The sequence below is a fragment of the Tessaracoccus sp. ZS01 genome, assembly GCF_022342445.1.
GTDB lineage: Bacteria > Actinomycetota > Actinomycetes > Propionibacteriales > Propionibacteriaceae > Arachnia.
Genome location: NZ_PQFE01000015.1, coordinates 60,755 through 72,528 on the forward strand (window position 1 = coordinate 60,755; position 11,774 = coordinate 72,528).

The following is an 11,774-nucleotide window of genomic DNA, read 5'->3' on the forward strand; positions in this document are numbered from 1 at the left end:
ACGTTGCTGTTTCGTCAGTCGCGGATGATCATCGCCTGGCCGCCGTAGGCGGGCAGTTCGACGGTGAACCCGCCGAGGTCGTCCACGGTGCCCACCTTGCGTCGGGTGGACAGGTCGAACACGCGGCCGCTGGGCAGCTTGTCGGACTGCACGCGGGCGCTCAGCTTCTCGCCGCCGAAGTTCAGGGCGGTGATCTGCGTGGTGCCGGTCTCCAGTTCGTTGACCATCACGAGCAGCGCCTTGTCGCCCACTTCCGGCACATCCACCAGGGCACCGGTGGGCAGGCCGTTGCGCTTGCGCACCTTGAGGACGGCGGCGAGCCGGCTCGCGAACGACGTCTCGCGCTTCAACTGGTCCGGCACCGAGCCGTACAGCGCGCGGGCCCGCGGCATGCCGCTCGCCGACTTCTTCGCGTCCGGGGCCACTCCCAGCAGGTCGTAGGCGCCGCGCTCGATCCACCGGGTGTCGCCCATGGCGGTGAGGGCCTTGACCTCTTCGCGGTCCAGCGGCAGCGCGCCGACGAGGTCCCACCCCGAGAGGGCGAACACCCCCGGCTGCCACGCGTTGAACATGCACAGCAGCAGGTGGGCGTTCGAGATGCGCCGCGCCTCGCTGTCGGAGATCTCGTCGAGGTCCGTGAACCCCAGCGAGGCCGCGACGATCGACGCGGTGGTGCTCGCGATGCCGTTGGTGGTGAACAGGGAGTTGTACGGGGCCGCCGGTCCCGTCAGCTTCTCCCGCATCGTCTCGCGCACGTGCTCGGCCAGCTCGCCGCCCGTGTAGGTCTGGCCGCCGAGGGTGTACTCGTCGTCGCGGTGCGTGGTGGTGAAGTGGACCAGCTCGTAGGTGAGCTCGTCGTGGTTCTGCATGGCGTGCACCAGCGACGCCTGGTCGATGCCCAGGCGCATGGCTTCGCGCAGCACGAGCCGCAGGAACTCAGTGTCGCCCGTCGCCAGCGAGAACTGGGCGGCGGGGCGCGTGATGAAGTCGTAGGAGAGGTCAGGGCCGACGGTGCCGGTGCGGGCGATGTCGTCGATGGAGAGGTTCAGCTCCTGGAACGTGAACCCCCCCACCTTGCGCACCAGCGATCCGATCAGCTGGTTGGCGGCCAGCGACAGCGGGTGGCCCTCGGACCAGGCGGGCGAGCCGAACGTCTTCTCGACACCCAGGAACCCGTTGGCGTCCAGCCGGAGGCCGCGGGAGCCGAGGTCCAGCTGCGAGTGCAGCGCGTCGCCCATCACCAGCCGCATGCCGGCACACGTCGGGTCGAGCCAGTTGATGGTGGGCTGGCCCTCCTTGAAGTAGTGGAGGTAGACCCAGCGCCGCTCGACGCCCTTGTAGTCGACGATCGGCGGCGTGCAGGACCAGTTGGTCTCCTTGACCCCGGGCTCGTAGAAGATCACCCGCTGGAGAGCGCCGATGATGAGCCCCTCGTCGGAGAGTGCCTTTTCGGCCTCGGGGGAGAGGTTGACCGAATCGCGGCCCTCGGGCACGTCGGGCAGGAGGGACCAGTGCTCCGGCGGGATGTCGACCATGTGGAACACCCCCGGGTAGTCACGGTAGTTCAGCTCCGCCAGCCGGAAGTCGGCGCCCTTGCCCGTGTGGCCGGGGACGATGTCGTCAATGATGGTGCCGTGGTACTTCTGGGCGGTCTCGCACATCTCGCGGAACTCGGCCTCGTTGCCGAACAACGGGTCGATGGCCATCGAGATCCGGTCGAAGTGGCCGTCCACCGACGGCGTGGGCTCCCAGCCGTGCAGGCCGCCAGCCAGCTTCACCGGGCCGGTGTGGACGGCCTCGATGCCGATGCTCGAGAAGGCCTCCCACAACCCCTGGCTGCCGAGGGAGCCGAGGAAGGACTCGGCCCGGTCCGTGATGTGCGACAGCGGGTACGCGGTGAACCACACCGAGGCCCGCTGCACAGCCGCCCGCGGGTCCGGGTGCGCGTAGGGATGGGCCCACATCAGGTGCTTGCCGGCCACCTGGCGCGAGATCTGGTTGGCGTCGTTGAGCATGGACTGCTCCTCGAGCCACTCGACGTAGGCCCGGTTCGCGCCGGAGGCGGTGAACGGTGGGGCGATGGGCCCCTGGTCGTCGGCGCGACGGCGGGCGCGGGGCCGCAGCCGGGCCGGGCGGGCCGCGAACCGCTGCTGGTCGAAGCTTGCCTCGAGCAGTTCGTCGTCGTCGATCTGCTCGGGCACCGGGTTCTCAGGTGTCGTGGTCACCTGCCTTACGCTACCGGTCGCTCTGGCCCCCCAGCGCAGGTACGCATGTGCCGCCGCTTGCAGCAACGCTGCCACGAGGGCGCTGTCGGGGGAATAGACTGGTCGGAGACAAGGTTGAGTGATGTAGACTCAACTTTGAATTCAGTGCGCGGGACAGCGCTTTCTGAGAACTGAACGAGGAGATCCAGCTACATGAACACGGAACGGCTCACGACGAAGTCGCGGGACGCCGTCACGGCGGCGGTCCGGCAGGCTCTCACCAACGGCAACCCGAACACGGAGCCCGTGCACCTGCTGCACGGACTCCTCCTGACCCCGGACAACACCGTCGGCGCCCTGCTCGAGGCCGTCGGCGCCGGCGCGGCCCAGGTGGACGCGGCGGCCGTCGCCGCCATCAAGAAGCTGCCCTCCACGTCGGGCAGCTCGGTCAGCCAACCCGCCCTCAGCGGGCCGTTCGCGCGCGTGCTCGCGGCTGCTGAGACGCTGGCGGATTCCCTCGGCGACGACTTCGTCGCCACCGAACACCTCCTCATCGGGCTGGCCACCGTCGCCTCGGACGCGAAGACCATCCTGGACAACGCTGGCGTGACGGCAGACGCACTGAAGACCTCGTTCGAGGCCTCCCGCGGCGGCAAGCGCGTCACCTCCGCCGAATCCGAGGGCGGCGAATCCGTCCTCGAGAAGTACTCGATCGACCTCACGGAGCGGGCGCGCTCCGGCAAGCTCGACCCGGTCATCGGCCGAGACCAGGAGATCCGCCGCGTGGTCCAGGTGCTGGCCCGCCGCACCAAGAACAACCCGGTGCTGATCGGTGAACCCGGCGTCGGCAAGACCGCCGTCGTCGAGGGCCTCGCGCAGCGACTGGTCGCAGGCGACGTGCCGGATTCGCTGAAGGGTAGGCGGCTGGTGTCGCTCGACCTCGCGTCGATGGTGGCCGGCGCCAAGTACCGCGGCGAGTTCGAGGAGCGGCTCAAGGCCGTGCTGAACGAGATCAAGGAGGCCGAGGGCCAGATCGTCACGTTCATCGACGAACTCCACACCGTCGTCGGCGCCGGCGCGTCCGGTGAGGGCGCCATGGACGCGGGCAACATGCTCAAGCCCATGCTCGCCCGCGGTGAGCTGCGGATGATCGGCGCCACCACGCTCGACGAGTACCGCGAGCGCATCGAGAAGGACCCCGCGCTGGAGCGCCGCTTCCAGCAGGTCTACGTGGGTGAGCCCTCCGTCGACGACACCGTGGCCATCCTGCGCGGCCTCCGCGAGCGGTACGAGGCGCACCACAAAGTACGCATCACGGATTCCGCGCTGGTGGCCGCCGCCGAGCTCTCGAACCGCTACATCACCAGCCGGCAGCTGCCGGACAAGGCCATCGACCTCGTGGACGAGGCGGCGTCGCGCCTGCGGATGGAGATCGACTCCTCGCCGGAGGAGATCGACATGCTGCGCCGCGACGTGGACCGCATGACCATGCAGAAGTTCCACCTGGAGAAGGAGGACGACGAGGCCTCGCGCGAGCGCCTCGCCGCGCTGAACGCGGAGCTCGCCGACGCGCAGGAGAAGCTGCGCGGACTCGAGCTCAGATGGGAGTCGGAGAAGTCCGGCCTCAACCGGGTGGGCGACCTGAAGGAGCGCATCGACCAGCTGCGCATGGAGGCCGATCGCGCCCAGCGTGAAGGCGACCTCACCAAGGCCTCCACCATCCTCTACGGGGAGATCCCGGCCGCGGAGAAGGAGTTGGCGGAGGCGGAGGCCTCCGACGCCACGCCGTCGATGGTCTCCGAAGAGGTCAGCGCCGCCGACATCGCGGAGGTCGTCGCCGCCTGGACGGGCGTGCCCGTCGGGCGGCTGCTGCAGGGCGAATCCGAGAAGCTGCTCCAGATGGAGGAGCGCCTCGGCGAGCGCCTCATCGGCCAGCGGTCCGCCGTCGTGGCCGTGTCCGACGCGGTGCGCCGCTCGCGCGCCGGCATCTCGGACCCGAACCGGCCCACCGGCTCGTTCCTGTTCCTCGGCCCCACCGGTGTCGGCAAGACCGAGCTGGCCAAGGCCCTGGCGGATTTCCTGTTCGACGACGAGACCGCGCTGGTGCGCATCGACATGAGCGAGTACTCCGAGAAGCACTCGGTGGCCCGTCTCGTCGGTGCCCCTCCGGGCTACGTCGGCTACGAGGAGGGCGGCCAGCTCACCGAAGCGGTGCGCCGCCGGCCCTACTCGGTGATCCTGCTCGACGAGGTGGAGAAGGCGCACCCGGATCTGTTCAACATCCTGCTGCAGGTGCTCGACGACGGCAGGCTGACGGACGGCCAGGGCCGCACCGTCGACTTCCGCAACACGCTGCTGATCATGACCTCGAACCTCGGTTCGCAGTTCATGGCGGATCCGCTCCTCGACCGCGAGGAGAAGGAGAAGTCGGTCATGTCCGTGGTGCGCCAGGCGTTCCGGCCGGAGTTCCTCAACCGCCTCGACGAGGTGGTGCTGTTCGATGCCCTGACCCGGGAGCAGCTCAGCCAGATCGTCGACATCCAGCTGCGGCGCCTCAACGCGCGGCTGGCCAGCCGTCGGATCGCCGTCGAGGTGTCCGACGCGGCGAAGCTGTGGCTGGGTGAGGCCGGCTTCGACCCCGTCTACGGGGCGCGGCCGCTGCGTCGCCTGGTGCAGTCCACCATCGAAGACGACCTGGCCCGCGGCCTGCTGTCCGGCGCGATCAACGACGGCCAGACCGTGCGCTTCGACCGGACGGACGACGGCATCGGCATCGTCAGCTGAGCGTCCGCATCGCCTCGGACAGACACCGCCCCTCGCAGCAACCGCTGCGAGGGGCGGTGTCAGTGTGGATCAGAGGCACCATCCGTAGCCGCCGAGCCACTTCTCGCCAGCGGTGATCACGTCGATCACCACGGCGTCGCTGCCCTCTTCGTAGTTGGTGTTGCTGAACGACAACCACGAGTCGCCTTCCCGCAGATAGAACATTCCGTTCTCCTCGGTCAGCAGGGTGCCGTAAGCCGCCTTCAGTTGTCCCACCGTCTGGCCCAGGCGGAACGTTGAGATCCCGCCTCGTCCGTCGCTGATCCTGACGCTCGCGGATTCGACGGTGAGCTGGTCGAAGACGGGGCTCGACCAGATGCCGTAGCGCTCGACGAATGGATCCGGGGTTTCGACGGTGATGCAGGCGCTGCCGTCGTCCCGCACGTACTCCGTGTCGGCCTTGAAGCCGAGTGTCTTGGCTTCGACATCTGAGATGTCGGCCTGAAGCGGGCCGAATCCCGTCGGGGTGAGGACCGCGCGGTCAAGCACATGGCGGGGGACGGCCGTGACAGGGGCCACCGTGTTCGTGGCGAAAAGAACTTGGTTGTTGAACACCCATCCTTCGAGTTGGGTGATCCGCCCACCCGCGCTGGAGACGTACTTCGTCCAGAGGTAGCTGCGGCAGGCGCCACGCCCAGTGGCGGCGGTGTCGCATTCGGTCTTCCAGGTGCGGCCGGCGCTGGCGAATTGGCCCGTGGTGCCGAGCGGGTTTCCCTGCCATGCGGAGCGGCTGGAGGGCAGATAGGTGAGGTTGTTGAAGTGCCAGCCCGTCTTGTTTGCGTAGCGGCCGTTCTCGTAGACGACCATCGTGGCCCACAGGTTCGTGGTGCACCGCACGACGGTGGAGCTGTACCTGGCGCAGGCGGTGCTCCACAGCCGTCCGTTGACCCTCTGGTTGCCTGGCGTGTTGTAGACCGTCACGACCGGTCCGTTGGTGTCGTAGACGGGCGCGGCATGCGCCGGTGAGGCGGTGAATCCGGTCATTGCTGTGGCCGCCGCGACTGCTGTGAGGGCGACGCGTCTGATGAATCCCATGGCTCCCCCAAGGAGTTGATTCGGTGCTTTCAGCGTAGTCCTGCCGCCGACATTTCTGGGGGTTGGTGGGAAGGTACGCTGGTCCCCATGGCTGGGGACTTCATGCGCATCGGGGATGCTGAACGCGACGACGCTGTCGGGATGCTCCGCGAGCACCACGCCACCGGCCGGTTGAGCTCAGAGGAATTCGACGACCGGATGTCGCGCGCGCTGAGCGCCCGCACGGAGAGCGACCTGACGTCGCTGTTCCTGGACCTGCCCAACCCCAAGCCGGGCAGCCCGTACCCCGCCTCGGCGCCGTCGCCGCAGCCCGTGGTGCCGCCGGTCTACGGCTACGACCTCAACACGCAGGGCTACGGCTACGAGCAGCAGCCCATGCCGTACGCCGAGCCCAATGCGCCCGTCCAGCTGGGGAAGCCTCCGCGCCCCTGGTACGCACAGTGGTGGATGATCTTCGTGGGCATCGCGCTGGCCGGGGCACTGGACTGGGGCTTCCTCGTGGTGCTCATGGCGCTGTGGATCTGGCTGATCTACCCCATGGTGTTCGAGAACCGACGCGGCCTCAGCGCGGCGCCGAGCATGGAGCCGCCTCGCCCCCTGACCTACTCGGAGCGCGAGTACGTCATGGACGAGGTGCGCGCCGGCCGCAAGATCAACGCGATCAAGCGCTACCGCGAACTCACCGGGGCGGATCTCCGCACGGCGAAGAACACCGTCGACTCCTGGGGCCGGCAGATCGGCCGCTAGCTGGTTCCGCCGCCGGGCAGGAACAGTCGTTCATCACCTGAGTTGGCGTTGTAGAACCCGACGCCGTGCTTTGCCGCCAGCGAACGACCGGTCCTGGCCGCCTTCTCGGCCTCGCCGTCGGGGCAGCTCGCCAACGTGGCGGTGCGGCCGAAGCGATACGTGGTAGTGCCGTCGTCGTCGGCGTAGGGGCCGTTGAGGGCGGGGAAGTGGCCCGAGAAATCAGAGAACCAGTTGCGGAGGGCGACGGTGCCCGAGTCGGGGTCGTCGTCGGGGGTGCTCTGCTGCTGGAACCAGGCGACGAAGGCGTCGTCGTCGGTGGGAGCGCCCACGGGATTGAACACGGCGATGTCGTAGCTCATGTGCCGACGTTAGTCCCCCCTGTCTGGGCCCGTGGGGGGAATGGTTGGATGGGTCCATGGCCAACCTCCACGATGTGCGCCGCGACTACACCGGCGCGCCCCTGCCCGACGATGTCGCCTCGGTCGAACCCTGGGGCCTGCTCGACGACTGGGTCAACGACGCGCTCGCCGTCGGGGAACCGGAGCCCACGGCAGTGACCCTGGCCACCGTTGACGCCGACGGTCGTCCGCAGGCGCGGATCGTGCTGCTGAAGGAGATCTCACCGGACGGGCTGGTGGTCTTCACCAGCTACGAGTCGGCCAAGGGACGCGAGTTGGCTGAGCACCCCGTCGCGTCCGTGTCGTTCTGGTGGCCGCTGCAGATGCGGCAGGTCCGGGCGGTCGGCTCGGTGACCAGGCTGGCGCGGGAGCGGTCCGAGGAGTACTTCGCCAAGCGCCCCCGCGAGAGCCAGTTGGAGGCGTGGGCCTCGCACCAGTCGTCACCGATCGGCTCCCGCGACGACCTGGTCGCCGCGGTGGAGGAGGCCAGGCGGCGTTTCGAGGGCGGGGACGTGCCGTGCCCGCCGCACTGGGGTGGCTACGTGCTCAGCGTCGACACCTTCGAGTTCTGGCAGGGGCTGCCGGGCCGCCTGCACGACCGGGTGGTCTGCCGCCGCACCGCCGACGGGTGGGCGAACGAGCGCCTGCAGCCCTGAGCGCCCTTCCTCCAGCTATGTGGGTGTGCGGGCCTCGCTCCATGGGGGAGGCCTGCACCCCCACAAAGGTGGAGAAATGTGACCTCGGTCAGTCTGCTGCTGCGAGACCCGCGATGACCCGCAGTTCTGAGACCTCGGGCAGCGACCAGTCCACGTCGGCGTCGTCCTCGGGGTACGGCTCCATCATGTGCGACAGGTACGAGAGCTGCCCGTCCTCGATGTCGAGCATGAGCACGTGGGTGGCGCCGTCGCGCGTGAACGTGGCGCTGGCCGGGAACGTGTAGCTGTCCAGCAGCGTGGGGGGAGCCTCCGGGTCCGGCACCAGAAGGAAGTGGCCGTCCTCGTCGCGGCACACGGCGTCCTCGAGTTGGACGCGCAGCTCCTCGCTGCCGTAATCGTCGACGGCGTCGAGCAGTGCGGTGATGACCGCCCGCACCTCGGCCGGGAGCGGCTCCAGCGTCTCCGGGAGCGGCTGGCCGAACTCGTCGAACCCGTCAGCATCCTCCTCCGCGGGCTCGGAACCCTGCGCCAGGGAGACCGCCATCATCGAGGCGAAGACACCGACAGCGGCCCAGAGCCGGGGGCGCTTGATGCCCAGTCGCTGCAACTGCTTGATGGACCAGGCGTCGCTGCGGGCCAGCAGATCCTGCGCACCGTAGGTCACGCCGGCCGTGCCGAGCGCCAGGCCGGTGCTCAGGCCGGCGGGGCGGTAGGTGCCGTCGTCGGGCAGCGCCACCTCGGCGGCGGTGCCGCCGGCCATGGCCAGCCAGTAGGCGTGCTTCTTCCAGCCGCTGAGGCGGTTGGGGTCGATCAGAGTGATGCCCGCCCACGCGGCGGACTTCAGAACTGCGGTGGCGAGAGCGGAGCGACTGATGCGTCGGGTCATGCCCGCCACACTAGTCCCCACCGCAGGGGGCTCGTTCTCCCGGATAGCAGTGGGGGCGTGACCGGCCGCAGCCGCCAGGGCCTCAGGCCGGGCGCAACTCCAACAGCAGCGCGCTCTCGCCGTCCTGCAGCAGCCAGATCGCGCCGTCGGGGCCCTCCTCGACGGCCCGGATGCGGGCGCCCATCGGCCAGGTCTCCTGTTCGGCGGCGGTCTCGCCGTCCAGCTTCACCCGCACCAACGCCTCGCCGGAGAGGGCGCCGAGGAAGGCGTCCCCCGTCCAGCCGGGGAACAGGCTGCCCTGGTAGATCATCAGCGAACCGGGCGAGATCGAGGGTGTCCAGAACACCTTCGGCGGCTCGAAACCGTCGCCGGAAGCGTGGTCCGGGATGGGCCCGCCGCCGTAGTGGGAACCGTTGGAGGCGGCCGGCCAGCCGTAGTTGAGGCCAGGCATGATCAGGTTGAGTTCGTCGCCGCCCTCGGGCCCCATCTCCGACGCCCACAGGCGGCCGTCGGCGTCGAACGCCAGGCCCAGGGGGTTGCGGTGCCCCATGGACCAGAACTGCTGCGCTGCGGGCGCATCCTCCTGGAAGGGGTTGTCGGGGGCCGGCTGCCCGTCGAGGGTGAGGCGCAGGATCTTGCCGAGCGTGTTGTCCATCTCCTGCGCCGGGTCCATCTTCTGGCGGTCACCGGAGCTGACGAAGAGGTGGTCGCCCTGGATGGCCATGCGGTGGGAAAAGTGGCCGTTGCCGTCCACCTTCGGGGTCTGCGCCCAGATCTTGGTCACGTTGCTCAGCGTGGCGGCGTCGACGTCGAGCGTGGCCGTGCCGATCACCGCGCCCGACCCGCCGTCGCCACGTTCCACCCAGGAGAGGTAGACGGTGCCGTCGGTCTCGAACGTCGGCCCGGCGACGATGTCGCCGAAGCCGCCCTGGCCCGCGACGGCGACCTCAGGAACGCCGCTCACCTCGCGCACGGTGCCGTCGGGCGAGCGCAGCTTCAGCGCCCCGGTGCGCTCCGTGATGGCCAGGAGATCCGTGCCCGGCAGGAACTCCAACGCCCACGGGTTGGTGTAGGCCTCATGCTCCGTGACGGCGAACTCGTGGGTCTCGGGCACAGGCTCCGTCGACTCCGCGGTGGGCGATTCCGCGACGGTGGGCTCCGCCGCCGTGGACGACGCCTCGGGGGCGGCCGGTGACGGCGCGGACGGTGCGGAGGTGGTGAAGTTGGGGGAGGTGGCGGGAGTGGGCGCCGGGTCTCCCGGCCTGGGCTGCTCACCCGGGCCGGTGCAGGCGGCCAGCGTCAGTGCGGCAGTGAGGACAAGCGGTGCAAGTACTCGCATGCCACGACGCTACCAGCCGGTCCGGCGGGCGCGTCACACCCGCTGGGTCAGCTTGCGCCCAGCCGCATCCAGTGGTCGCCGCGGGCGCGCAGACCCAGCGTGAGAGCCCGCAACCCCATGAACCCGACGGCGAACGCGAGCCACAACCACGTAAGCCCCGGCACTCCGGCGTCGACGGTGAGCGCACCGAACGACAGGGGAGCGTAGCCCAGCAGCGTGATCACCCCGGCGATGGCCAGGTAGCGGCCGTCCCCGGCGCCGATCAGCACGCCGTCGAGGAGGAACACGTAACCGGCCAGCGGGAGCGTGACGGCGATCAGGACCAGCAGCCAGGCGACGAGCGTGCGGACCGCGTCGTCGGGTGCGAAGAACGCCGCCACCGGTTCCCGGACGAGCACCACGAGCACGCCGATCACTGCGCCGCCGCCCACGGACCACCAGGTCATGAGGCGGGTGGAGTCGCGGGCCTCCTTCGGGTTGGCCGCCCCCAGCGCCGTGCCGATGATGGTCTGCCCGGCGATGGCGAGCGCGTCAAGGGCGTAGGAGAGCAGACCCCACACCTGCATCACGACGTGGTGCGCGGCCAGTCCGGCCGTGCCCTGCCGGGCGGCGATGTAGGTGGTGATGAGGAGCGCGATGCGCAGGGTGACGGTGCGCAGCAACAGCGGGACGCCGACAGCGAGGCTGCTCATCATCTCCGTCCACGACGGGCGGAGCCTCGCCCCTGCGGCGCGGGCCTTGCGCGCGACGAGCAGGGCCGCCGTCGCGCCCAGCGCGGTTTCTGCCAGCGCGGTGCCGAGGCCTGCGCCGCCGATGCCCATCTGGAGGCCGACGACGAGCGCCACGTTGAGCACCAGGTTGAGCGCCGCGCTGCTGATGGACAGCACCAGCGGGGTGCGGGCGTCCGCGAGCCCGCGGAAGGTGCCGGTGGCGGCGAGCATCACGAGCATGCCCGGCAACCCGGGGAGGGACCAGCGCAGGTACTCCACCGCCTGGGTGTGCACGTCGCCCGTCGCCCCCAGCGCGGTGGCCAGCAACGGCGAGGCGATCCAGACGAGTGCGCCCACCGTCGCCCCGATGAGGCCGGCCAGCCACATGGCCTGGACACCCAGCTCGATGCCCCGGCCGCGGTGACCGGCGCCGATCTGGCGCGCCACCACGGACGTCGAGCCGTAGGCGAGGAAGATCATCAGGCCGGTGGCAGTGGTGAGCAGGCCGGATCCGATGCCGAGGCCGGCGAGCGGAACGGTGCCGAGGTGGCCCACGATCCAGGTGTCCGCCAGCATCATCAACGGCTGGGCGACCAGCGCGGCGAAGGCGGGCACTGCTAGGGCGAGGACACGTCGGCTCAAACTCATGGCGGGGGCGAGTCTATGCCCCTGTCGCGGCGCCTCATCTCCGACGCCTGCCCGTTGGGACCGGCGGTTCAGTACCCGCGTTTGGTGTTCCAGTCCCAGATGTACCAGGCGTAGATGATGTTGCCGATGCCGCCGGTGAGGAAGAACAGGAGCAGGTGCACCCAGAACGAGTTGTACTTGCGGTACATCGCGACGGGCCCGCTCTGGTTGACGAACACCTGCTGGACCGGGGCCATGGGTTGGTGTGCGTACATGGGCGGCGGGTAGGGCGGCGGCATCCGCGGCGGGCCGTAGGGCGAGGGCGCCAGGTGGGGCGCGGCGTAGGGAG

The 11,774-nt window shown here is 69.6% G+C and carries 10 protein-coding genes; 3 read left to right on the plus strand and 7 right to left on the minus strand.

Features of this window, described 5'->3' with window-relative positions:
* Nucleotides 1-14: 14 nt before the first annotated feature.
* Entirely contained in the window at nucleotides 15-2,225 is a 2,211-nt protein-coding gene (gene treS / locus C3E87_RS11930; RefSeq protein ID WP_198928305.1) for a maltose alpha-D-glucosyltransferase, read from the minus strand.
* Between the two features lie 192 nt (nucleotides 2,226-2,417).
* On the opposite strand from treS, the gene clpB reads away from it, so the two are divergent.
* Nucleotides 2,418-4,988 (plus strand): ATP-dependent chaperone ClpB, encoded by a 2,571-nt coding sequence (gene clpB, locus C3E87_RS11935; RefSeq protein ID WP_076063172.1) that lies wholly within the window; start codon nucleotides 2,418-2,420, stop codon nucleotides 4,986-4,988.
* Nucleotides 4,989-5,057: 69 nt separating this feature from the next.
* Here the strand turns inward: clpB and C3E87_RS11940 are convergent, their stop codons facing one another.
* Nucleotides 5,058-6,062 carry a hypothetical protein gene (locus C3E87_RS11940; protein ID WP_143571026.1) on the minus strand — a complete coding sequence of 335 codons (1,005 nt, stop codon included), beginning with the start codon at nucleotides 6,060-6,062 and terminating at the stop codon, nucleotides 5,058-5,060.
* Nucleotides 6,063-6,149: 87 nt separating this feature from the next.
* Here C3E87_RS11940 and C3E87_RS11945 point away from each other — a divergent pair, with 87 nt between their 5' ends.
* A complete protein-coding gene (locus tag C3E87_RS11945) occupies nucleotides 6,150-6,809 on the plus strand; it encodes a DUF1707 domain-containing protein (RefSeq protein WP_076063177.1) in 660 nt (219 codons plus the stop codon).
* Here C3E87_RS11945 and C3E87_RS11950 read toward each other — a convergent pair.
* Nucleotides 6,806-7,168, minus strand: coding sequence for a hypothetical protein (locus tag C3E87_RS11950; protein ID WP_076063179.1), 363 nt, complete (start codon nucleotides 7,166-7,168; stop codon nucleotides 6,806-6,808). The genes C3E87_RS11945 and C3E87_RS11950 overlap by 4 nt on opposite strands.
* 56 nt (nucleotides 7,169-7,224) lie before the next feature.
* Here C3E87_RS11950 and pdxH point away from each other — a divergent pair, with 56 nt between their 5' ends.
* Entirely contained in the window at nucleotides 7,225-7,863 is a 639-nt protein-coding gene (pdxH, locus tag C3E87_RS11955) for a pyridoxamine 5'-phosphate oxidase (protein ID WP_143571027.1), read from the plus strand.
* Nucleotides 7,864-7,951: 88 nt separating this feature from the next.
* Here the strand turns inward: pdxH and C3E87_RS11960 are convergent, their stop codons facing one another.
* From C3E87_RS11960 to C3E87_RS11975, 4 genes are all read right to left on the minus strand, one after another.
* Nucleotides 7,952-8,749, minus strand: coding sequence for a hypothetical protein (locus C3E87_RS11960; RefSeq protein ID WP_076063184.1), 798 nt, complete (start codon nucleotides 8,747-8,749; stop codon nucleotides 7,952-7,954).
* A gap of 82 nt (nucleotides 8,750-8,831) precedes the next feature.
* The gene (locus C3E87_RS11965; protein ID WP_076063185.1) at nucleotides 8,832-10,088 is read right to left on the minus strand and encodes a PQQ-dependent sugar dehydrogenase; all 1,257 of its coding nucleotides are present in this window, start codon (nucleotides 10,086-10,088) and stop codon (nucleotides 8,832-8,834) included.
* A gap of 47 nt (nucleotides 10,089-10,135) precedes the next feature.
* A complete protein-coding gene (locus tag C3E87_RS11970; protein ID WP_076063188.1) occupies nucleotides 10,136-11,446 on the minus strand; it encodes an MATE family efflux transporter in 1,311 nt (436 codons plus the stop codon).
* 68 nt (nucleotides 11,447-11,514) lie between these two features.
* A partial coding sequence (locus C3E87_RS11975; RefSeq protein ID WP_076063190.1) for a hypothetical protein occupies nucleotides 11,515-11,774 on the minus strand: 260 nt, incomplete at its 5' end.